This window comes from Desulfopila aestuarii DSM 18488 (assembly GCF_900143695.1).
Classification (GTDB): Bacteria; Desulfobacterota; Desulfobulbia; order Desulfobulbales; family Desulfocapsaceae; genus Desulfopila; species Desulfopila aestuarii.
On the sequence record NZ_FRFE01000004.1, the window covers coordinates 195,404 to 219,123 of the forward strand.

The following is a 23,720-nucleotide window of genomic DNA, read 5'->3' on the forward strand; positions in this document are numbered from 1 at the left end:
TTAACATGAATACCACCATAGCAATTATTACACGCACAAAAGATCGCCCTCTTCTATTGCGGAGAGCCATAGAAAGCGTTCTCAATCAAAGCGAACCCAATTGGCACCATGTTATAGTCAATGATGCAGGCAGGAAAGCGGATGTTGACAGCACCCTATTACCATTTCTTGAAAGATATAATGGTCGGCTAACAATAATACACCACCCTGAACCGATAGGAATGGAAGCTGCTTCAAATGCAGGTATCAGTGCCAAACAATCAAAATATATTCTAATCCATGACGATGACGATTCGCTGCATCCTGTCTTTCTTTCAAGAACAAAATCATACCTGGAAAAATCGTCTCATAATGTAGGTGGTGTCGTTACCCTTACCACTAAAGTAGATGAAGTTATCGTGAATAATAGAATTAAAACTCTCAAGACAGCTTTATATAAAGAACTTGCACCAAAAATAGGCATTGGGGACATGGCTAGGGTAAACCAATTTCCCCCCATATCCTTCCTTTTCCGGCGTTCAGTAATCGACTGTATTGGAATGTACAATGAATCATTACCCGTTCTAGGAGACTGGGATTTTAATTTACGACTTATGGCTCAATTTGACGTTGACGTAATTCACGAACCACTCTCTAACTATCACCACCGCACATCACAAGGTGATAACCAGATGTCAAACAGTGTACATGAAAAACCTAATATTCACATTTATTACGACACTCAAATCCGGAACCAGTATTTACGAAATCCAGAGACCGTCCACCTTGGCAACTTGTTATTACTTCAAAAAGATCTCGTTACAATAGAAAACCTACAACGAGAATATTATGGAAATGCTGAGAAACTTCATCGTCTTTACAAACATCCAGTAATAGGCCGCTTTATTAAGCTTTGGTCTAGATTCATTAACTCCAGCATTCCCCATGAACCTTAAAAGCAGTTTTCTGGTAAACCAAACACGCAACAATCACTAATTTTTGTGCAAACAACTCAGTTCAATTCAAACTATTAAAAATTGACTATTCCCTCGAATGGATAAAGTGAAAATAGCACAAATAAGTAAAGCAGACAGCCATGGAGGAGGAGCCAGCAGAGTAGCTAGCGACCTTTCTGATGCTCTTCGAGCTTCAGGTCATGAATCTATTCAGTTTACAGCCTCTTCGAAAAACTATAATGCATACCGCTATCCTCTACATCACCACAACAGACTCGCTCGTTTGCTCTACAGAGCCATTCTTGCATCCTCGCGGAAAATAGGGCTTGCAGAAATTTTACCTGTTGAACTGCTGGCCTTATACAACCACGGTATTACCAATTTTGACCTAATTCATTTCCATGATATATCATCTGCGATCTCCCCTGCAACTCTCCGAATTCTCTCACGTAGATTACCGGTGGTCTGGACATTTCACGATTGTTCCCCCTTCACCGGGGGGTGTTTATACCCTATAGATTGCATTAAATACAAAACCCAATGTTGTCGATGCCCTCAGTTAGGAGCATGGCCATTGGACTCTTATTTTGATTGCACCTACACAATGCACAGAATCAAAAAAATCTTGCATCGTACTGAGCGTATCCAATACATCGCCCCATCATATTGGATGTCTCACCTAGCTCTTGACAGTGGATCGATTACCCATACACCTGAAGTAATCTCTAACGGCGTGAATATAGAGACATTCAGCCCTTCTAAAGACAAAGTATCTCTAAGAAAAAAATTAAATCTTCCTCATGACCAGCCAGTCCTGCTTGTATCTGCAAACAATATCAATGATCCCCGTAAAGGTGTTACATTTGCTATTGATGCCATTAGGGAGATTACACCTCGTTTTAATCCACTGGTACTGCTAATGGGTCACTTCAGAAAGGAAGACGAAAAATTTCTTGATGGTATACATTGGGTCTCCACGGGATACATTATTGATGAAACAGTAAAAGCCGAATACTACTGTTGCTCCGATGCTTTCATATTCTGTTCACTCGCCGACAACCAACCATTAGCTGTTCTTGAATCTCTCGCTTGCGGTACTCCTGTAATTTGCTTTGCTACTGGTGGGGTACCTGAAATATTACAAGACAATAGGGGGGGCTACTGCGCTCCCAAGAAAGACACGCAGTGCTTGACAGAAATCCTGACACTCTTTCTAGATAATCGAATAGGAAATACATGGTCATCTGAAGCCAGAGATTTAGCCGTGACCCGATATTCCATGAAAAAACACGTTTCAGCACATTTACTCTATTACGAGGCAATACTAGAGAAGTATCATGCTGCTTCAAAGTAAAATTCTAAAATTCAAATGAAAAATTTTCGATCTTTTAACACACTCATAAGCCATATAAAAGATTCTAATGCTAGGTATATGGAATTCCCTGTCGTTTCATTTGACGTTTTTGATACTTTGATCTTTCGTCGTTGCTCAGCTGAGTCTATACAATATGGTGTTGCAAATAAGCTTGGCCGTGCTCTCGGATTTGATTCATCTGACACCAAACGAGTCCTCGATGAACGCCACAAGGCCTACTGCGATGTGGCTAAAATTAATCAAAATAATGGCCTGGATTTTGAAGCACACCTGGAAGATATAAATTATGCCTGGGTTAAACGGCTTACACCTGACACCCCCGACAAGTGGAGCAGCTTATCAAAACTTGCCTGTTTTTTAAAACGAAAATACGAACAATGGTCATGCTATCCAAACCCAAAAATCACAGATTTATTACAATATCTTTGTGAGAATAATCATCAGTTAATTTACATCTCGGACATGTATTTAGGCCAGGACATAATTAATGATATTCTCAATAGGGCTGGATTGCTGTGTTACTTTCATAATGGTTACGTGTCTGGGGACCATTCTCTTCTGAAAAATACTGGAAGATTGTACGATTACGTCCTTGAAGATCTTGGGTTGACTCCGGAAAAGCTATTACACATTGGGGACAATCCGTATGCTGATGGGGTCAAAGCTGCGGAAAAAGGGATCACTTCCTTAGTCATCGGTGAACAGATCCCCAAAATTAGACGAGCTCAATTTAACACTTTCTTCTCCTATGCTTATCCAAGCTGGTCTGGATGTGAAGCTGCAGATTTCGTTTCTTCTGAAACTCATTGTCATAAGCTGCCTGGACTGCAATTTTTAGGCAGAGATATACTGGGACCTGTATTTTCAGCTTACATTCATGGGCTCGTTGAATTCTGTCAGCATACAAAACCTGATGCCGTCTACTTTATTTCAAGAGAAGGCCTGCTTTTGAAAGATCTGTACAACACTCTGATGCACAGGTTACATGTTGATCTGCCAGAAGGGAACTACTTGTGCAGCTCAAGGCTAGCTGCCTCGATATCGTCCATGCGTGGGTATGGCCTTAGAGAGATATCGTCAAAAGTAGTTAGCAATGGCAAAGTATCCTTACGCCGCTTACTGAAAGTTCTCAATTTTTCAGAAGAAGAGCTACTACACTTGGCTCGATCACATGGTGTACAGGATGTTGATAAAGAGGTTTCTGTGACAGAAACCCCATCGTTCTCTCTCCTTGTCAACCATCCTGTTATTCAGGAAAGAGCCGCAGCTCTCGGTGCAATATCCCGTAGGGAATTCATCCAATATCTGCAAACAACGGGTTTCTTTGAAACCGAACGCGTTTTGCTTGTAGATGTGGGATGGGCTGGGCAAATCAGCGAGGGAATTCAAATCGCCCTGGAAGATATAGATAGCCCGGAAATCTTCACTTACTACCTCGGAGCAAACTCAAAAGCAATCGACAGAATTGGAGCTGGTATTCCAATCTATGCCGACTTCTTCAACTCGGGCAGATTTGAATGGCTTGGCAGTTCATCGCAACATTTTGTTTTTCTTATTGAAATAGCAAGTCGGGCCGCCCACGGCACTATCACTGGATATAAGAATGGCCAACCTGTAATGCTTGATGAAGATCACTCTGAAAGAATACCGGAAATTGAGGATGACACCAGACTTGCTCAGCTTCAACAAGGTATTCGTGACTTCATGAAACTGTATGCCCAATATGCAGCTATTAAGGGATCTGATGCAAAGTCACTGATGAGCTATTCCAGGTGTGTTATCGCAAGACTTATTTTCATGCCGAGGACAAATGAACTCAATCTACTATCGTCTTTTACCAACGTTGCCAACTTCGGTAGCAGCGATAAAGCCTATTTCAGCACCACACCACCGCTCTTCCCTCCGTCTGCATTTCTGACATCGGTAAGCAAGTCATTGTGGAGGCAGGGTGCAGTTGCAATGGCACTAGGAAGAATTGCTTCACTTGCTTATACTGTTCTCAGCGCTCCGCGGGTTTGCAGAAACCTCCCAAACCAAAACAACCTAGATTTACCTGCAGCAAGAAAGCAGTCCAACACTTCAACACCACTCCCACCCTTCGAACACAAATTTGAAAAGGCTGTTTTAGATAAACAATTTCGTTTATTCACTTTGGGTTGTGCGCAATCACAAAAGGTTTCTCCAAAACCCCCTTTATACATATATGAATTGCTTTTATTGAAAATCTGTTTTGGGTTATCTAATATTTATTTACGCAGTAAAGGAATGAATACTTTCACCGCTGACTTCATATCATTTAAACTCTTATTAGGAAGGAAGATATACGCTGCACTACCTGAAAACCTCCCGTTCAGGAATTTTGCAGTACGATGCACCAAGAAGTTTATGAGCTATTGTAAATGAGAATACTTGTTTCTCAGGTGACAAGCTGTTAACACAAGATCCAATGACAAAATGAACCTAAATTACGTCCACTATAATTTTAATAATGAGAGGGTATCATCTGAACTGGACTATTTGCTTTCAAATACCATAGTCCCAACTCTCATAGCTTACGTTTGCTGGATAATCAGGACTGCCAACAACCATGGGTTGCGTCGTCTCTATTTTGTTTCACGTGATGGCCAAATTCTCTATAAGATTGCCAAAATAATATCTGAGTACATAACCACTCCAGAATTGCACTATTTATACGGCTCACGACGCGCTTGGTATATACCTTCATTACAATCTATGCCAGTAGATCAAGCGTTAAGATCTCTAATTGGTACTGGCAAAACTGTTCACGAGGCACTGATTTTAGCCGGGCTGACTATAAGCGAAATTGATCTCTTTATTAACAAGGGTAAATCTAAGGAAAGTGATTCAAGAATTTCTAATGATTTAATAAACAACCTTTTATCCAACACTCATTTTTGCTCTGTTTTGAGTAAACATATTTCTGAATCAGCAGAAAGCGCGAAAAAATACCTTAAACAAAATAATCTTTATAAAACCAAAAAATGGTCGTTAGTCGATTCAGGATGGTTTTTAAACTGTCAAACATACTTGTACAATATTCTTTCTTCCACAGGGTGGAAAGGGCGTGTCACCGGATTCTACCTTGGCTTGGGAGGATGTGTCCCAAGCCATAAAGTATCGGGTAAAGCATACATATTTTTTGATGACAGGAAGCATAGTTTGCCACTGCAAAAATACCACCTTCTCGTTGAACATGTATTATTGCCAGCAGATCACTCCTCAGTTATTGGATATGTGACAACTAAAGGTATAGCAAAACCGGTATTTCATACAAAAAACATCGATCCGGACAGTGCAGCTTACGCTAATCATCTCCATTCATTGGCTCTACAAGCCACCAGGGAATCTGCGGAATCCGGATTGCTTTTTGATAAAATAGAAGCTTATCAAAACCTTGCTCTGACCAACCTTACCAGATTTCTAAAAAGACCTTCACCCAGTGAAACCATGGCACTTGCTTACCTTCCTGTGCAGTTTAGTCACACCTCAACAGCACAATGTTACATTACCACACTTGTCACGCCATTAAACATGCAAACGGTTCAAAAAATCCTAACGCAATTGCTTCGATTTCACAAGGAATCTATACGAATACCGTGGCCTGAGGGATCTGCATCAATATTGCCGCAACCCTTCAGATACATGACCTTGAAGATACTATCATTGCTTCGCTTTCTTCAATGCCACATAACGCTTCTGTTTCCATTGGCCAAAAAACACAACAGCAACAATGAACTCAATTCTTAGAAAATCAAACTGATATGAGCCTAGCAGATTCAGACTTTATCATTGTAGGTGCAGGTCTCTATGGCTCAACCATAGCTGAAAGACTTGCTAATGAGTATAATCTCAGCGTCATGATACTTGAGCAGCGTAACCACCTGGGTGGCAATTGCTATTCTACAATTCATCAGGAGACTGGAATTGAGTACCACCAGTACGGAACACACATATTTCACACTTCAAACGAAACCGTCTGGAATTATATTCATAGATTCACTCACTTTAACGGGTATTATCATCAAGTCCTAACAACCTACAAGGACCAAGTATATCAAATGCCTATTAACCTTGAGACGATTAACTCATTTTATGGTGTTAATCTCAAACCTTTTGAGGTGAGACAGTTCCTTGCAAGGGAGATTGCAAAAGAGAATATTTTACGACCTCAAAACCTTGAAGAGAAAGCCATTTCACTCTTGGGGCGCCCTCTATATGAAGCGTTCATTAAAGGTTACACCATTAAGCAATGGCAGAAGCATCCCAGAGATCTTCCAACATCTATACTCACACGGATACCTTTCAGAACTAATTACAATGAAAACTATTTCCACGACAAATGGCAGGGTATCCCAGAGGATGGTTACGCTGCCATTTTTCAAAAGATGCTGAGCCATCCGAAAATTCAAGTTCACCTCAATACTGATTTTTTTTCTATTCGTGATCAGCTGCCTCAGAATACTGTCATTGTATATAGTGGTCCTATAGATCGTTTTTTTGAATACAAATTTGGAAAACTTGAATGGAGAACTCTCCGATTTGAAAAGGAAGTTATAAGTGTAGAAGACTATCAGGGAATATCAGTGATGAATTATGCGGAGGAAACTGTTCCTTACACTCGAATTCATGAACCTCGGCACCTTCACCCTGAAAGAAATTATCCTCAAAATGAAACGTTGATTATTCGAGAATATTCAGACATGGATGATGGTTCAGCTCCATATTACCCAATCAACGATGAGAAAAATAGGAAGCTATTGCTTAAATATCATGATGAAGCCAAAAAGCATCCCAATGTATTTTTCAGTGGTCGCCTTGGTGAGTATAAATACCTAGATATGCACCAAACTATAGAAAATGCTCTTGATCTGTTTGAGACCAGGCTTTGCCCTCTGTTTCGACAGTAAAACGCTGGAATTATAAATTAACCATGAAAATAGCCTGGCTATGTAAACAGAAATATATGAATCACGACGTGATTCAAGATCAGTATGGCAGGCTTTACCATCTACCCAACGAGTTAGCCAGGCGTGGACATGATGTTACCGGATTTTGTCTAAACTACACATCCAGTTCCAGATCTATCTTTCGAGAAACATACAATCCCAATGGTTGCCGACTATCGCAATGGTATTCCTATCCAGCTGGCGTTTTCGCATCAAACCTCATCCCTTACATAAAATTCATGACTTACACAATCAGAAAAATCCAGCCTGATTTGCTCATCGGTGGTTCTGATTGTCTGCATTCAATACTCACAAGATGGGTTGCAAACAAAACCAATACTCCATACCTCCTGGACCTCTATGATAATTTCGAGAGTTTTGGCATGAGTCGCATTCCAGGCATGAAGTCAGGACACAGAAAAGCTATCCAAAACGCTGCTGGAATAACAACCATAAGCGATTCACTTAACCGGTATATCAGAAAATTAGCCCCTGGTAATCCTATAGAGACGATTAACAGTACCATCACGGCCGGTGAGTTTATAAAGCAAAAAATGAAAGATGCTCGCGCATCTCTTGGTCTGCCTAGAGACGGTATCTTTATCGGAACAGCTGGTTCACTATCGGCAGATCGCGGAACCGGTCTGTTATATGAGGTAATCGACCTAGTAAAGCAAGATCATCCTCAAACGAGGCTCGTCCTAGCCGGCCCTGCTCAAGGGAACCCGCCACCGCGAAGAAAAGATATCATATACCTTGGAGAGTTGTTGCATGCCAAAATCCCTGCACTCTTCAATGCGCTTGATGTTGCATTGATCTGTATGAACCCGAACAGTTTTGGCAATTATGCATTTCCACAGAAGGCATACGAAATTTTATCATGCAAAGTCCCGGTTATCGCAGCCGCTGTCGGGCCTTTACAAGAACTCTTTAACGACTACCCCGAATGCCTCTATAGCCCAGGAGATATAGCTGACCTTTACAAGAAAATAATCGGTCAGATAGAGAAAAAATCAATTGTAAATTTACCAATTCCCACCTGGAGTGACCAGGCAGAAGTACTAGAACGGTTCATTATCGAAAAAATCCTGTCAAAAAATTAATTACATGCATCATGCAGGATAGAGGCATATCTTTGAGAAATCACAAACCAATCAAATCTTGCCTTTGCCATCTCTTGCCCCTTTGAAGCAATCCTTTTCGCTTCATCTGGGTTATCCATGGCATATATGACTTTTTCTGCAATATCAGCAGGATCTTTCTCTCTCACTAATAAACCGGTTTCTCCATTCTCAATAATATCGACAATTCCACCTACTTGAGAAGCGATAACGAGGCACCCCCCCATATTCGCTTCAACAAGAGTCAAACCAAAGCCCTCTGTATCACCACCTTTTGCTTTAATTGAAGGGGCAACAAACATCTCATGCTGCGCATAGAGGCTAGGCAGTTCGTGATTAGTTACGGCACCACAAAAATTAACATATTGAGAAAGGGATAATTTTTTAACCTCATCTCGTAACAGATTTTCCAGCTCTCCTGAACCAACTATGGAAAGCGTGATGTTTTGTTTTTGTTCCACAATTTTACGCATTGCACGAATAAGATAAATGACACCTTTTTTTTCGGTTAACCTCCCAATATAAAGGATCCTATGCGTTGGGGTGGGATCTGATCGATTTTCTTGGTTCGTAATTCTCGAACTACTTGCAAATAAAGAAGAATCAACCCCCATTGGTACTACTTTTACATCTGAAAGAGAGTGACACATTTTTAATGAATCCTTCAACGCATTGCTTACAGCAGTCACCGCTGAAGCATTTCTCATTACATATCGGCGCATAAAGGTCCAAAAAGCTCCTCTCAAACCAAAAACATCAGCACCATGGGCTGTAACAACATAGGGTACATGGGTAATTGTTTTCGCAAACGCAGCAAAAATTCCGAGCGGAATGGTCCAATGCGCATGAATGAGATCCGGTTTCACATCACGGATGGCCTTAAAAAGAGAAACGAGTGAAAAAAACAAAAAGAATGGAATAACAAAATAGTACAACTTGTTATTATTCAGGGTCGGAAGGATACCTATGGAACCTGCCAGCTTCTCATATTTACGCAAAAAATATCTGAATCGTCTTACCTTCACCCCATCCATAACCTCATTTTCTACAGACCCTGGATAGCAAGGGGTAAGAACATGAATTTCAAAGTCGTCGGTAAGCCTTTTGCACAGCTCAAACACAAATGGCGGGTCGGTATCGTTCTTCCAGCGAGGATATGTAGTTGTGATGACGAGAATTCGTTTTTTCATAAGAAATGCTCGCCCTGACTTGATACGCTTATTTTACACGATCATAACGCATCTGAGCGATCTGTTCAGACACCAAACCGATCATAAATGTTATGACAGAGGTAGTAAAGAAAAGGGCCGACATGTTGGTGAACCGGCCTTCGGTAAAATAGGTGATTGCATAGTAGCTCAACCCAGTACAAAACAACAACGCACTAACCGGTAAAAACATCCTTAGCGGAGAGAAAAGCGTCGCCACTTTGAAAATAATCAATAAAAACCGGATGCCATCCTCAACAAGACGTATTTTACTTCTCCCCGTCCTCCTTCTACTGATAATCGGTACATACTTGAGACTTCTGCCCATTCGCAAATAAGCCATGGTTAATGTGGTGGGATAGGAAAACGTATTGGGTAATAGATAGATGAAATCCTGAACCGTGCTCCTTCTCACCAACCTAAACCCTGAAGTCAGGTCCATTATTTTGAAGCGGGTAACATAGGATGCAATCTTGTTGTATAATTTATTAGCGAGATCTCGGTGGAAATCAGTTACAGAGCCCTTGATGCGAGCACCAATTACCATATCGTAGCTGTCCTTGTGCTCAAGTAGATGAGCTATATCTTCAGGATTATGCTGACCATCAGCGTCCATCATGATAATCCACTCACCTTTAGCCAATCGTAAACCTGATTTTATCGCAGCGCCATTTCCAATATTGTAGGGATGTGGCCAGACACTGGCACCAGCATCCATAGCGATCTGCATAGTGTCATCAGTCGAGCCGTCGTCTATGACCAATATTTCAAAGCATGGATACATTTCCTTTAGTTTACTAATGGTATTGCCAATACTTTGCTCTTCATTAAAAGCAGGTATCAGAATTGTTACTTCCACACGCTCAGTTTCCTTCACTAAAATATCCTTTCATAAACAAAAAACAAAGAAAACCCCATTAGAAGAATCAGTGTCTATCGGCCCTTCGTACTACTTCACATAGTTCATCAGCCATGCTTTCAATCTCATCCTGGTCCTCACCCTCTACCATCACCCTAATGACCGGCTCAGTACCAGAAGGCCGAACCAGTATACGGCCACTCTTACCTAGCTTTTCTTCAAACCTTCTTACAGTCTCAGGAAAATCAGGGATACTGTCGACTGGGATTTTGGTGGACATGCGAACGTTCTTTAGTATCTGTGGGAAACTTTCCATAACCGCTGCAAGCTCAGAGAGCGGCTTTTTACGCTTTTTCATGATAGCCATCAGCTGCAGACTGGCAAGAATTCCATCACCGGTAGTGATATGGTCAAGGAATACAAGATGACCTGACTGTTCCCCGCCAAAGGAGTAGCCTTTTTTTCGCATGCACTCGACGACGTAGCGATCACCTACTGCAGTTCGAACAAGTTTTCCTCCCATACGTTCCATGGCAACTTCGAGTCCCATATTGGACATGACTGTGGCGACAAGCGTCTTCTTCTTCAATTTTCGTTGCTTCATCAACTCCTGTGCGCAGATTGCCATAATATGGTCGCCATCAACAATCTTGCCTTGTTCATCACAGACGATAAGCCTGTCTCCATCTCCGTCAAAAGCGAGGCCAAGATCCGCACCGAGGTCTTTCACTTTTTGCGCCATCAGCTCTGGGTGAAGCGCACCGCAGTCTTTATTGATATTCGTTCCGTCCGGTTCAACACCTATTGTTGTAACTTTCGCACCAAGCTCTCTGAAGACATGTGGAGCTACCTTATAGGTTGCACCATGGGCACAATCAATCACAACATGAAAACCATCCAGTGTATAATTCTTCGGAAAGGTGTTTTTCAAGAAAACGATATATCGGCCCTTCGCATCTTCGATGCGTGCCATTTTACCTACTTCGTCAGCTACCGGTCGTAGTGCGGCCATCTTCTGCGAAAAGATAAGATCTTCGATATCAAGCTCCACATGATCAGGCAGCTTGAAGCCGTCACTTGAAAATATTTTAATACCGTTATCCTGGAATGGGTTATGCGATGCTGAGATAACCACACCTGCATCAGCACGCATAGAGGTGGTAATAAACGAGATACCTGGCGTCGGCATTGGGCCAACCAATAGTACATCAACACCCATGGAGCAGATGCCTGCTGCCAGCGCGTTTTCAAGCATATAGCAGGATACACGGGTGTCTTTACCAATGACTATTCGATGCCCTTTCGCCTTATCTTTCACGATAAAGGCTATCGCACGGCCAACCTGCATGGCTATTTCTATGGTCATGGGGTAGATATTTGCTACCCCGCGTATTCCATCAGTTCCAAATAATTTGCGCATACGAGTTATTCTTTCTTTTTCTTTGTTTTTATTGGTAAAATTTTGACTCCAGCAGGTTTTTCTCCGGTAGTCTCCAGCTGTATTATTGTTTTATCATCAGGTGGAATCTGAACATTTTCAATGGTTTGCGTCACAGGAAGAGGCCCTTCATCCGATGTTTTTGGTTGTTGTTCCTTTTCCTCTGAAGCGACCGGGGAACCATTTTCCTCTTGCGCCTCCTCTGGTGTGCCTGGGGCAATGTTCACAACCTTTACCGCCTGGGGAATAATCGATACGACTTCAATTGGCAGTGAATTCCTTTCATTCGGCACCACTTTAAGCTTCAAAAAACCACTTTCGTCGGCAGATTCAGCCGCAGAAATTGAAAAAATCGATTTCAGGTCTTTTTGGTCCCTCAGCAATAAAACCGGTATTCTTAAAATTACATCAGCTGTTGTCGGTGCTACCTCTTGACGTTCGCCAGCCAGGAAAGCCTCCACATTCACTTTGCTGATTTTCTTTTCCACCATTTTGGGCTTGACGGTGATCTCTGCAGTTACCGAGGTCTGGCCAATCAGCTCAACAAAGCTTGGCTCAAGGTCCAGTGGCACCTGGTAATTTCTTGATTCTTTCAGTCCATTAATGTCAATAATCTCGGTCATCAATTCGTCAGCCTGCGACAAAATTGTTTCGGGACCTGTTATATTAATAACATCAGGATTCATGACCAACTTCTCCATCACAAAACCAGCTGCGACATCTCCTGAAGTTACCGGCGTTACCGGAAACTGTTTCTGGATAAGCTTATCGAGTGAAAGGATAATTGAGGTCGGTTGGATCCGTAGTACCGTCACGCCACGTGGAACCGGAATCGACGTATTATCATTTTCAACAACATTCGTTCCCGGCGTGGCATTTGAAAGGTTAATCTGCCGCGACACTGCCTTATTGGCCATCTCCTGGATCGCTGAACGCGGGCCGCTCAGGGTAACCTCTATCTCCTTTTTGAACTGGTTGGAAATCACCAGGTCTCGAGGCAGATTGATGATCTCGATCGGCACCATAACGTTTTTATCGACAATATCCTCGCCACCGACAAACGACCAGAGCAAGGTCGCGAGCAAAAGTGAAATAAACTTTAGAACCCACTCTTTCGACCAGATCCGCTGCCATTTTTTAGCAGAAAACAGGGCGCGACCAAAGCGTATCACACTATTTAAAACCAACTTTTCCATGAATGAGAAGCACCTTCTTTGGGTATAAATATCGCTCGCAGGCTGTTACTTAAACTGATCTCGTCACTCACCGTGGTGAGAGCACCATGCCGTACCACGGAAACCTCTTGTGTCTCCTCAGACACGACCAGCACCACAGCATCGGTCTCCTCAGAAATACCGATAGCGGCACGATGCCGGGTACCATATTTTTTATTAATATATGGATTCTGGGTTAGAGGCAGAATGCACCCGGCAGACTGGATACGCCCTTTATGGACGATAACACCGCCATCGTGCAGCGGAGATACCGGCATGAATATCGAAATGAGCAGCTCCTTGGTGAGTCGTGCATCCAGGTCAAACCCTGACTCGACATAATCCTGCAGACCAGTTTCACGCTCGATAACAATCAGGGCGCCTATACGACGTTTGGAGAGGTAAAAAACAGAACGGATTATCTCATCAAGATCCTTATCCGCTACGTCGGTTGCTTTCTGAAACGGTGACTTGCCAACCTGAGTCAGTGCACGACGAATATCCTGTTGGAAAACGATTATGACGATTAACAGAATCGAGCTGAGAAATGTCTGCATCATCCACATTAGTGTCGACAGCTCGAAAATCTTGGCAACAAAATAGACGACAAACAAAATGCCAAGCCCAAGCACCATCTGAACAGAGCGCGTTCCTCGGATAATCGAGATCAGCTGGTAGATGACAAAGGCAACAACAAGAATATCAAGGATATCCTGCCAGCGAAAATAACTAGCTACATCAAACATGTACGTTTTTATACCTCATATACCACTTCTGCTACGGCAGAAAAGTACATACATCGAAAATTTTGAACAACCAACAAGGCTACACCTCACATTCCCTCAAACAATACAGGTTAACGAATCATTTTGCCAAATAAAATCAGTACATTTATTAGTTTATGTTAAAAACTCTCAAATCACCTATTTTTCCATTTAAAGGCATCCCTCTCAGCTTCAATAGGGATTCACTTCAAGATTCAATGTCTTTCACTTAGTGAACATAAGCCGAACGACCTGATTTTACGCACAGAACCTACTTGTCCATGGACTTTTTTCAAAATCCTCATTATCATCGGCCTCGGTAAGAGGCATATCATTGCCTTCTTCATCAAGAGGCCTGCTTACACTCTTAAACAAGTGAGATTATTGTTTGAGAACGGCGGCTATCACAAAAATTATAAAAAAATCATTCTTGGGCACTTACAATAAATGGCAAGTACTCCGAAAAAACGTATATTTAGAGTTTCGCATAAATTAACGAAAGCCTGTAGCAGACTACGATAATATGTCATTTTGAAGTGATCCTCATCCATACAAACTGACATGCTATGTATTCTGCCCCTATGTTATTTGAACTTTACGAGTGTGACACTGTCTGATTATGTCTGACCATTTTGGATCCATCCCCATACAGCCTTCAGCAAAAAAAGAAGCAACCCCTGAGCGGACCACTCCAACGGCACCCAAGCGTCCGCTTCGCCCCAAGAAAGGCAAAACACGTTCAAAGGGCCAGAAGGCTTTTCTTTCTATCACCTTTCTGATTTTCATTGTCGGGGGATATGTGATTGCAGGGTTCTGGGGCGTTCCCCATTATCTTCATAGCAAGTTGCCCGCACTGATACTTCAGCACACCAGCCTGTCTGCACAAATTGGCGTGATTCACTTCAACCCATTTACTTTCAAACTGAACATAACCGATGCTATTTTGCGTGATAGTGAAGAAAGCATCGAGCCAGTGCTGTCCCTCAAATCCTTTGCAGCTGATATTGCTCCACTCCCTCTGTTCAAGGGAGAAATCATTTCTACACAGGTAAATCTTAATAGCTTTAAACTCGATCTTATCCGTAACAGCGAGGGCAATTATAATTTTTACAGTAGCGTGCCGAACGACAGAAAAACCCCGTCATCACAATCTTTTAATCTTTCTGCGCTCCCTTTTCGATTCTCACTCAACAATATAACCCTGTCAGACGGCAAACTCACCTTTCACGATAAGCCAAAAAACACAACGCACATTATTGAAAAGATTGAAGCAAACCTCCCAAATCTCTCAAATTTTTCTTTCCAGGCTAAAGAATATCTTCGCCCCAGCTTTTCTGCGGTCATTAATGGCAGTCCAATTCAGCTGACAGGTCAAGCAGCATTTACCGGTAACAGCAAAGACACGGATGTAAGCCTGAAAACCGAGCTTTCTTGCAATTTCAATGCAATTGACCTCAATCGATATTTTGACTATCTGCCGTTTACGCTACCTTTCGACATCACTGAAGGCAAAGCCGAAGGATCACTCAAATTGACCTTTGCCCAGTCTCGTACCAATGACATGCTGTCGGTAGATTTTTCCATGCAGGCAACCGGTGTAGCCGTTAATTCCGCTGACGAGACTTTCAAGCTACAGGTTCCATCAGTCAAACTGGAAGGTGCCATTCAACCGCTCACCGGCAACACACGCCTCAAAAGTCTGGAATTGCGTGAACCCACAGCACATATCGCCAATGGCTTTTCTTTTTCACAATTCAAAGCATTAGCCAGCCTTGCTACAGCAAAAGCCCAAAGTAACAGTCAGGGAGACACCACCCCCGAAGTCAAGATCGATCTCTTTATTGCTGACAACGGCACTGTGGTGCTGATCGGTGACACTTCTGAAACCGAAAGAGATCGATGGGAGGCTATCCAGTTCACCCTTAAGAACTATAATAACCGCAACAAAAATAATGCGGCTGACAAACAGGCAACCCTTCGTCTGAGTGGTGAACAGAGCAACACCAGGGCCACTTTCAATCTACAAGGCCATGTAGACGAACATTTACTTCCTAAAGGCGATCTCCTTTTGACGAATCTCGGGGCTGAAAAGATTTTTCCACTCATCGGGCTCGATTCTGTCCTCGCTAAATCTGGAACGGTTGACGCCCAGGCCGCTATTAATTTCAAAGACTATCCTGGCCTTGATATCGTCAGTCGCATCTCCGTTGCCGAAGGCATTCTTACCTTCAACGACCTCGTACTTGTTGATGGAAACCATACCTGGTTCAGTGCCCCTTCAATAAAGATTGCCGGCTTAAGCAAGGAAGGCAAAAAGCTCTCTTTAGGCAGTGTATATTTGAAAAACAGCACGATGGATCTGATGATCGATGCCCTCCCGCCAATCGCCAAAGGGATTGGCGGCGAAAAAGGCAACATCGCTATCGAAGCATTGGAATTCACCGGTTCCCTGACCCTTTCCGACAGTACAAAGAAACTTCCCTCACTTGGCTTCACCGACGTGTCCCTTCAGGCAATCAATCTCGCCCGCCTGGAAAGCTCTTCAGAACGCGACAATCTCACATTTACCGCACAACTCGGGAAGACTGGAGAGATTCAAGCCAAAGGCAAGGTGCGGCTCAATTCTTTCTTCACCACTCTGACCACTGGTTTTGCGGGTCTCGATAGTACCCAGATCCTCCCCTGGTTTGGAAAGAGCCAATTAATAGCCGACGCAAAAACAACTCTGGCTGGAAAAGGAACCTTCAGCTACCCGTATGTGAGCTACAACGGACTGCTGCTGTTACAGGATGGTCGACTTTCGCAAAAAGACAAAAAGAACAAGGAAAATACCTATTTTTCCTGGCAGGAAATTAATCTGCAAGATTTCCGTTACAACAGCAATCCCCTTCATATCGGCGCTTCCCAATGTACCATTGTTGCACCTGCTATGAGTTGGACCTCTTCTAAAGACAGTCAGCATATGGCTATAGCACTCAGTAGTTTTCTGTTGAAACATTTCCAGGCTGTAGATAATGAAAAGCCTAAACCCAAAAAACTTCCTGTTATTGAACTGCACAAAGTGGTTATCACCGCCGGCACCATGAAATACCGGGATACTCGTCTCAATCCGGCTTGGAATTCTGAGATCGGCGGCCTGAGCGGCACTATAGAGAAAGTTTCTTCCGATCCTGCTTCCGAACCGTCTTCGTTTACTCTTGGTGGTGATTTAGACTCTCTCCCCTTTACGGTATCCGGATCTGTTAACCTCTTTCACCCTGCTCGCCAAGGAAGTACCCAGTTTACAATCAGCGATTTTCCCCTTTCCACGTTTCATGAACAGTTGAAAAAACATGTCGATGTGAACACGACACACGGTGAGTTGTCTTTAAAAGACAACGTCACCTGGGGAAATGGAATGACAAACCGTGACAGTGAAGTGGTAATCACTGAGTTGGAGCCCTTACCGAACAAAAGAGACGCAGCAATGGTTCTTGCTCTTATGAGTGGAAGCGATGGACGGTTTCCTCTCAAGGTCGTCTCCCAGCAATCACTGAATACCGCGCCGACCGCACTTGCCAACGACGCTGCCGCCGCCTTTCAAAAGCTTACATTGAAAGCAGCAGTTTCTCCGTTGCTTCTCGCCAACGAAGACTACGCCAGCCTCATTGGCCAGGAGCACGCCGAATTTGAGCCTGGTAAAATTCTCCTCACCGGCAAAGGCCAGGAAGCTCTTGCACGTTTCAGTAGTCTCCTCCAGGCGCACCACGCAATAGGCATCACCATTACCGGAAGCGTCGATATCGCAATTGATGGTGAGGCAATGAAGAAGGATTTGGAGATTGCTGAATTCCAGCGAGCTGAGGAGGAAAACAATCGTCGCAAAGAAGCTTTGCAAAAGGCCACTGAAGAATACCTGGCACAGTTGTTTGAAAAACAGAAAGCATCCGGCAAACCTCATGCTGTCGTCGACCAGACAATTCCCAAAGAGATTACCAGACGCTACGCCCCAGTTAAGCCGGAAAAAGTCGTTATTGACAAAACAATGCTGCAGGAACTCGCTAGAGAACGGGCCCGGGTTGTAGCAGAACTTTTTACTCAGAGCCTCAGCTTGGCACCCGAGCGTGTCAGCGTTTCCAAAAAGCTTACCTTAAATAATAACAAAGAAATTCAGGGTAATCGGGTGTTTTTTACAATCAATACAGTTGAGAGTACTTCAGGGAAATAGAACAAATGAGACTCCATAGTGCGGGTTAAAATGACGTATTACAAAATCATCTCCTAATGAAATCTTCCTCTAATATCAGTAGATGAATATTTCAGTTTTAAAGCAATACAGCTATCTACTGGAGGTTCTGGCGGCTCTCTCAGCGCTGACGTTTATCGTCTCCCTGGTCTGCATTCCGCTTATCGTCGCACGCCTTCCAAGGAATTACTTCCAGCATCGCCAGGAAAGAATAGCAAGCCTTACTGCGATTACCCCAGGGAACCTTGTTCTACTGCTCATTCGCAACATCGTGGGCCTGCTACTCTTTCTGGCCGGTGTCGCCATGCTCTTTCTGCCCGGTCAAGGTGTAATCACGATGGTGATCGGCATTGCCGTCATGAGCTTTCCGTACAAAAGGCGGCTGCTTGTTATCCTGACCACCCCACCTTCTGTACGTAAAGGTCTTAACTGGATTCGACATAAAATGAAAAAGGAATCATTCTACTGGCAATAGACACGTCCAGAGATTCTTGTTGCAAACAGGAGACTTATATAAGATCACTGATTAGGCGTCATATCTTTTTTCACAGCAGGTAAAGGATCAAAGGGTCGGTAGAGCGGATCGCCAACCAGCACCATCTGCCAAGAAATATACGGCAATGAAATAAGATAACTTTCCCCGAGGTCCATGTACCCTTCCGTTAACGCGGCAAAAAAGAGTTCGGGTAAAGGAAACCCCTGGACATATGGCTCGTACACCGGACCAATTGTCGCCGCTACTCCTTTATTCAGCATCTGCACACACCACACCGGGCTGGCAGCCTTCTTTAAGGTCGAACATTCTGCTGAAGCGATATGGTATCCCACGGCACCTTGCACCCAGGTAAAGCTGTCTATATATTTCCCAAGAGAATACCAACCAGCATAGAGCGCCGCATTCGGAGCACTTCCAGGCGCAAAAAGCTCAGGTTGTGCATCCAGTTTTACCTGCATCCTGCGCTCTACAACCTGTGCTGCTTTATGTAATGAAGCGTCCCACTGGGCATACCCACTTAATTGTTTTTTTTCTGGCAGAGGCCAACGTGCATCAAAGTAAGCCGTACCTTGCAATCCCTTATGTTCTGCAGCAATGGTATCTTCTAGAATTCGGTACACAGTTTTTTCGTCCGGTCCGTCCAGTCGCGACACCAGGAGAATGTCATTTTTTTTAAGGAATGTTTTTTTATTTTGAAAACCTATGAAATAGGGATTTTCTATCCAGCCTGACAAATCATACCCCTTGGCCTTGGCAAGCATGAGCTCCGAATCAACAGCAGCTCGCTTGTTGGTTCCGGTAAGTTCATCGATCCGAGCAGCCAACTCTTTGATCAACTTTTCTGCATCAGTTTGCTTTTCACCATCCTTTTGCAATTTATTCTTTTCCCGTCGCAAATCCGCTATGATGTCTTCTGTTTTCCAGTCAGGCGTCGGGGGCATTACCTTGAGTGGAACACCATACACAAGGACAATGGCATAGATATTTCGTCCTTTCTTCTTCAAGGCTGCAATCTTCTCCTGCACAGGTAGCAAGAGTCCTTTTTCATACTCCTCACGCTCCATAACCTCATGAAGGGTAAGTGAAGTAGATAAAATATTTTCCTCCGGTATATCACGAATTTTCATGTATTTTTTGGCAATACCTTTCCCGCCGGACATTCTCGAATTAACTACAACCAGAACCTCATTGGCAACAAAACAGTAAGAAGTTTCAGAAATGGCTAAAAATGAAATAATTGTTATAAAAACTGCTAGATATAAAAAAATCACTGGCTTTTTTTTATACATTTATGTTAACTACTCCTTTGGATTGTCATACCCTGTAGTCATCTCACGACATAAAATTCTCTTATTTTTTTTTCTCATGATATATACTAGCAGTCAGATGCACTAGCATCTACGCTAGATTTTCTGCACAATTTTTATACCAGGGAAATAGAGGTTCTTAACCTAATGGATGAAATTCAGCAAAACATAGACAGGCTACTTCACAACCAGAGAAACCTGCTTGACATCATGCCCGAAATGGTCCTGCTCGTCCATGGTGGAAGTTCCGTGGAATACATGAACCCGAGCGCCATCAATTTTTTTGGCGACCTTCGCAGTCTTGAGTCTCCAAAGGGGAAAAACAACAACTCAAAGACAGCGGCCATGCTGTTTGAAATCATCAAACAGTCTATGGAAAAGAACCAGACTGGCACCCAACAGGAGATCAATCTCAACGACACGTATCTCGAATGTGTCCTCGCCCCCTTCGAAGGGTACAAAGGCGACCTCCTCCACTGGCTGTTTTTACGGGATATCACCAACGCCAAATCTCAGGGCGACAATCTCTCGTACATCAACAACAGCATTGAATCGATCATCATCAACGAGATTAAAGAGATAAAGGATCGTGATCGGGTTCGTCAGGTTTTAACCAAGGAAAAGAATTACCTCAAGGATCATTTCAACACCCACTATGAAGAGGGCACCATGGTGGGATCGAGCAAACCCTTGAGAGATCTGCGCCATATGGTCGAGCAGGTTGCCAGTTCAGATGCCACTATCCTCATCACCGGTGAGTCTGGAACAGGTAAAGAACTGGTTGCTAATCTTATCCGGGAAAGCAGTGACCGTAGCGACAAACCGTTTTTAAAGATCAATTGTAATACCATCAATGATTCGCTCCTGGAGAGCGACCTGTTCGGCTATGAAAAAGGTGCATTCACCGGAGCCGATACCAGAAGACAAGGTAAATTTGAAGTCGTTGATGGTGGCACCATCTTTCTTGATGAAATAGGCGATATCAGTCCACGAATGCAAGCAGCACTTTTGCGAGTTCTGCAAGACGGAGAAATTATCCGCGTAGGCGGAAATGTTCCAATAAAAGTGGATGTGCGGATCATTGCCGCCACTAACGCCGACCTCGCTGCGGCGGTACACGAAGGAACTTTTCGGCTCGACCTTTTCTATCGACTGAATATCATAAATATTTCGATTCCCCCCTTACGGGAAAGAAAAGAAGATATTGTCGATCTGGTCAGTCATTTCGTTCGCAGATATCGAAAGGCTTTCAAGAAAGATATCACCTTTCTGCCCAAGTCCATCATGACCAGACTACAGGAGCATGACTGGCCAGGTAACGTCCGAGAACTTGAAAACGTTATACAACGAGCTGTTTTGATGGCAAAAAGTAACGTCATCACCAACAACGAATTGTTCTTTGACCGGCAGCACGAAGCAAATGTGCCACCTCCGGCCGTCTCGATCCTCGACCGCCTGCAGGGAATGTCACTTCGCGATATGATGTCGGAGGTCGAAAAAGAGATCCTTACCAACTTTTTACATAAGTATAACGGAAACGTAGCTCTCACTGCCAAAAAACTAGGCGTGGGCAAAACCGCCTTCTATGATAAGCTGAAACGCTATAACATTTCGCCCAAAGAATTGAAGTGACTTAGTGGTATATGTATTGCATATGAGAGCGCAAAAGCATTTGAATGCGTAATCCTCGAAGACGGTGCAATATATGGTACAAATTCCCAAAAAGACATCAATCTGCCCTTATTGGTCAGGCCACACCCAGAGATGCGGAATGCATGACGACGGTCTGTTCATCCCTCTGGAGGACTACGTGGAAACCTATTGTTCTTCCCGCGAATATACTGGCTGTTGCCACCTTGCCGAATCATCCACAACTGATCAGAATGCGAGTATGGCTGAAAAAATCAGAATCCTTCATGACACCATCGTTGGGTGCAAGCACTAAAAGGCTGTTTTCAGTTTAAAAACTCCTTTAGGCTTTCATAACGCACTTTTTTGGCCTTGAAAAACTCTTGTCTTTCAAGGCCAATACCATTTCATTTCTCCTTTTTCGAACTAGTCGCATCAGCCGTTTGCAATCCCTTTTCTTCCCGCACCATCCAGATCAGCAACAACACCGGCACCCCCACTCCTGCGGTAATCAAAAAAAACGTTTCATAACCAAGCGATGAAACCATCGAACCCGAATATCCACCTATGAGTTTTGGGAATAGGGTCATCACCGATGAAAAGATCGCGTATTGAACGGCAGTAAAGGAAACACTGGTGAGTGCAGAGAGAAAAGCCACAAAAGCTGTTGATGCAAGACCAGCACTGAGATTGTCGGCAGCGATCACTAATGTCAGCATGGAAATATCGGCACCAGCCGAAGCAAGTACCATAAAAAGCAGATTGGTGGCCGCAGAAAGAAGTGCGCCGACAAAGAGGATTCGCATGACACCGTACCGGATAGTCAACATCCCACCAAGAAAACCACCTGCCAGGGTCATGACCAAACCAAAAGTCTTGGTGATAGTGGCAATCTCGTTATTTGTGAAGCCGAGATCTACATAGAAAACATTTGAAACAACACCTAGAACGATATCAGAGATCCGGTAAAAACCCACCAGTACCAAAAGTAAAACAGCGCTTCTCATGCTATATCGCTGAAAGAAATCCTTTACTGGCATAACATAGGTCTGTCGCACCATAGGGCGATCGACAAGATTTAGCCGAACAAGAATAGCTGCGACCAAAGCGGCTGCGGCCAGCGCTACACCAAAACGAAACGCCTCAATCAAAAAGCCAAGAATTACACCCGAGAGCGGCAATTGTGCCGTCATAACACTTTTCCAACCTACCGTTAAATTCCCCAAATTGAAAAAGGTTGTGACAAAGGCCATCACCATACATAAAAACAGTCCGACTATCCTGCAATATTGACCAACGGTGTATTCATGCAGTTTATTGCTCTTGGCACGGTTGGGCTCGATGATAACAAGCGTGGTCATCACTCCGAGCAGCATAATCCCGGCCATAATGAAATATGTTCCCTGCCATGCCGAAAAATTATACGCCTCTCTACTCGTACCAATCCATGACGCCAGATAAAGAGATCCAGCACCTGCTACCAGCATTCCGACACGGTAGCCGGCAATGTACATAGAAGCGAGCATAGCCTGCAGCGACTGCTCCGCACTCTCAATTCGATATGCATCAATGACAATGTCCTGAGTTGCCGACGAAAAGCCAAGCAGCACAGCCGCCATGGCCATTGAGGTGAGACTGGTTGGCGACAATACCGGATCGGTGAGCCCCATCCAGCAAATAGCAGCTATGATCATCAACTGTGAAACCAGCAGCCAACTGCGCCGGCGACCGAGAATTCGAGTCAACAATGGCAACGGCAGTAGATCTATGAGCGGCGCCCAGATAAATTTGAAAGAATAGCCAAGAGCAGCCCAGCTGAAAAAGGTTACAGCAGAACGACTGACCCCTGCCTCCCGCAACCATACAGAAAGTGTGGAGAAAATCAAAAGAATCGGGATCCCAGCAGAAAACCCGAGAAACAGCATTGTGACTGCTCGGGGATGTCCCCATGAGGTCAGAGTTTCTTTCCAGCCACGTTTTGTGTCATTTTCGTGCCTCATTCTTGTCTTTTCCTTGTATTACGATTATGCTCACATGTTTATCACAACCAAACAGCAGCATGGCCACAGGCCATGTTCAAACACCAGCCATAGGGTCCTCTATCAAAAGCTGCCGAGGGTTCTTGCATACGGATTTCACTGTTATATAGTGAACCATACACATAGTGGCAGGATTATTACTC

General features: G+C 43.7%; 16 protein-coding genes. 9 read left to right on the forward strand and 7 right to left on the reverse strand.

What is annotated here, in order from left to right; translation table 11 throughout:
* Positions 1-5: 5 nt before the first annotated feature.
* The 6 genes from BUF15_RS05920 (at position 6) to BUF15_RS05945 (ending at position 8,380) form a co-directional block, all read left to right on the forward strand.
* Positions 6-935 carry a glycosyltransferase family 2 protein gene (locus BUF15_RS05920; RefSeq protein ID WP_073612540.1) on the forward strand — a complete coding sequence of 310 codons (930 nt, stop codon included), beginning with the start codon at positions 6-8 and terminating at the stop codon, positions 933-935.
* A 97-nt stretch (positions 936-1,032) separates the two neighbouring features.
* Positions 1,033-2,289, forward strand: coding sequence for a glycosyltransferase (locus tag BUF15_RS05925; RefSeq protein ID WP_073612541.1), 1,257 nt, complete (start codon positions 1,033-1,035; stop codon positions 2,287-2,289).
* Positions 2,290-2,367: 78 nt separating this feature from the next.
* On the forward strand, positions 2,368-4,713 hold the full coding sequence (locus tag BUF15_RS05930) for an HAD family hydrolase (protein ID WP_073612542.1): 2,346 nt from the start codon (positions 2,368-2,370) through the stop codon (positions 4,711-4,713).
* Positions 4,714-4,902: 189 nt separating this feature from the next.
* Positions 4,903-6,078 carry a hypothetical protein gene (locus BUF15_RS05935; RefSeq protein WP_143170643.1) on the forward strand — a complete coding sequence of 392 codons (1,176 nt, stop codon included), beginning with the start codon at positions 4,903-4,905 and terminating at the stop codon, positions 6,076-6,078.
* A 14-nt stretch (positions 6,079-6,092) separates the two neighbouring features.
* Positions 6,093-7,238 (forward strand): UDP-galactopyranose mutase, encoded by a 1,146-nt coding sequence (gene glf / locus BUF15_RS05940; protein WP_073612544.1) that lies wholly within the window; start codon positions 6,093-6,095, stop codon positions 7,236-7,238.
* Positions 7,239-7,294: 56 nt separating this feature from the next.
* Positions 7,295-8,380: a glycosyltransferase family 4 protein gene (locus tag BUF15_RS05945; protein ID WP_327021850.1), complete on the forward strand. Its 1,086-nt coding sequence runs from the start codon at positions 7,295-7,297 to the stop codon at positions 8,378-8,380.
* Here BUF15_RS05945 and BUF15_RS05950 read toward each other — a convergent pair.
* Genes BUF15_RS05950 through cdaA form a run of 5 tightly spaced genes read right to left on the reverse strand, consistent with a single transcriptional unit; the run spans position 8,377 to position 13,863 of the window.
* Entirely contained in the window at positions 8,377-9,588 is a 1,212-nt protein-coding gene (locus BUF15_RS05950) for a glycosyltransferase family 4 protein (RefSeq protein WP_073612546.1), read from the reverse strand. The genes BUF15_RS05945 and BUF15_RS05950 overlap by 4 nt on opposite strands.
* 28 nt (positions 9,589-9,616) lie before the next feature.
* The gene (locus BUF15_RS05955; RefSeq protein WP_073612547.1) at positions 9,617-10,483 is read right to left on the reverse strand and encodes a glycosyltransferase family 2 protein; all 867 of its coding nucleotides are present in this window, start codon (positions 10,481-10,483) and stop codon (positions 9,617-9,619) included.
* Between the two features lie 49 nt (positions 10,484-10,532).
* A complete protein-coding gene (gene glmM, locus BUF15_RS05960) occupies positions 10,533-11,885 on the reverse strand; it encodes a phosphoglucosamine mutase (protein WP_073612548.1) in 1,353 nt (450 codons plus the stop codon).
* A gap of 5 nt (positions 11,886-11,890) precedes the next feature.
* The gene (locus BUF15_RS05965) at positions 11,891-13,099 is read right to left on the reverse strand and encodes a CdaR family protein (protein ID WP_073612549.1); all 1,209 of its coding nucleotides are present in this window, start codon (positions 13,097-13,099) and stop codon (positions 11,891-11,893) included.
* Positions 13,081-13,863: a diadenylate cyclase CdaA gene (gene cdaA, locus BUF15_RS05970; protein ID WP_073612550.1), complete on the reverse strand. Its 783-nt coding sequence runs from the start codon at positions 13,861-13,863 to the stop codon at positions 13,081-13,083. Before cdaA ends, BUF15_RS05965 begins: the two co-directional genes overlap by 19 nt.
* 637 nt (positions 13,864-14,500) lie before the next feature.
* Here cdaA and BUF15_RS05975 point away from each other — a divergent pair.
* A complete protein-coding gene (locus BUF15_RS05975) occupies positions 14,501-18,088 on the forward strand; it encodes a DUF748 domain-containing protein (RefSeq protein ID WP_073612551.1) in 3,588 nt (1,195 codons plus the stop codon).
* Positions 18,089-18,170: 82 nt separating this feature from the next.
* Positions 18,171-18,581 carry a PGPGW domain-containing protein gene (locus tag BUF15_RS05980; protein WP_073612552.1) on the forward strand — a complete coding sequence of 137 codons (411 nt, stop codon included), beginning with the start codon at positions 18,171-18,173 and terminating at the stop codon, positions 18,579-18,581.
* Positions 18,582-18,625: 44 nt separating this feature from the next.
* Here the strand turns inward: BUF15_RS05980 and BUF15_RS05985 are convergent, their stop codons facing one another.
* The gene (locus BUF15_RS05985; protein ID WP_073612553.1) at positions 18,626-19,891 is read right to left on the reverse strand and encodes a TIGR03790 family protein; all 1,266 of its coding nucleotides are present in this window, start codon (positions 19,889-19,891) and stop codon (positions 18,626-18,628) included.
* A 165-nt stretch (positions 19,892-20,056) separates the two neighbouring features.
* Between BUF15_RS05985 and BUF15_RS05990 the strand changes: the two genes are divergently transcribed.
* Positions 20,057-21,541 (forward strand): sigma-54 interaction domain-containing protein, encoded by a 1,485-nt coding sequence (locus tag BUF15_RS05990; protein ID WP_073612554.1) that lies wholly within the window; start codon positions 20,057-20,059, stop codon positions 21,539-21,541.
* A 404-nt stretch (positions 21,542-21,945) separates the two neighbouring features.
* Here BUF15_RS05990 and BUF15_RS05995 read toward each other — a convergent pair whose 3' ends face one another.
* Entirely contained in the window at positions 21,946-23,538 is a 1,593-nt protein-coding gene (locus BUF15_RS05995) for an AmpG family muropeptide MFS transporter (protein WP_073612555.1), read from the reverse strand.
* Positions 23,539-23,720 lie beyond the last annotated feature (182 nt).

Bases quoted from the DNA above. Each gene is read 5' to 3' on its own strand.
- BUF15_RS05985 (WP_073612553.1), bottom strand. From the start codon at position 19,891: ATGTATAAAAAAAAGCCAGTGATTTTTTTATATCTAGCAGTTTTTATA.
- BUF15_RS05930 (WP_073612542.1), top strand. From the start codon at position 2,368: ATGGAATTCCCTGTCGTTTCATTTGACGTTTTTGATACTTTGATCTTT.
- BUF15_RS05945 (WP_327021850.1), top strand. From the start codon at position 7,295: ATGAATCACGACGTGATTCAAGATCAGTATGGCAGGCTTTACCATCTA.
- glf (WP_073612544.1), top strand. From the start codon at position 6,093: ATGAGCCTAGCAGATTCAGACTTTATCATTGTAGGTGCAGGTCTCTAT.
- BUF15_RS05980 (WP_073612552.1), top strand. From the start codon at position 18,171: ATGAATATTTCAGTTTTAAAGCAATACAGCTATCTACTGGAGGTTCTG.
- BUF15_RS05975 (WP_073612551.1), top strand. From the start codon at position 14,501: ATGTCTGACCATTTTGGATCCATCCCCATACAGCCTTCAGCAAAAAAA.
- BUF15_RS05950 (WP_073612546.1), bottom strand. From the start codon at position 9,588: ATGAAAAAACGAATTCTCGTCATCACAACTACATATCCTCGCTGGAAG.
- glmM (WP_073612548.1), bottom strand. From the start codon at position 11,885: ATGCGCAAATTATTTGGAACTGATGGAATACGCGGGGTAGCAAATATC.
- BUF15_RS05990 (WP_073612554.1), top strand. From the start codon at position 20,057: ATGGATGAAATTCAGCAAAACATAGACAGGCTACTTCACAACCAGAGA.
- BUF15_RS05925 (WP_073612541.1), top strand. From the start codon at position 1,033: ATGGATAAAGTGAAAATAGCACAAATAAGTAAAGCAGACAGCCATGGA.
- BUF15_RS05920 (WP_073612540.1), top strand. From the start codon at position 6: ATGAATACCACCATAGCAATTATTACACGCACAAAAGATCGCCCTCTT.
- cdaA (WP_073612550.1), bottom strand. From the start codon at position 13,863: ATGTTTGATGTAGCTAGTTATTTTCGCTGGCAGGATATCCTTGATATT.
- BUF15_RS05995 (WP_073612555.1), bottom strand. From the start codon at position 23,538: ATGAGGCACGAAAATGACACAAAACGTGGCTGGAAAGAAACTCTGACC.
- BUF15_RS05965 (WP_073612549.1), bottom strand. From the start codon at position 13,099: ATGGAAAAGTTGGTTTTAAATAGTGTGATACGCTTTGGTCGCGCCCTG.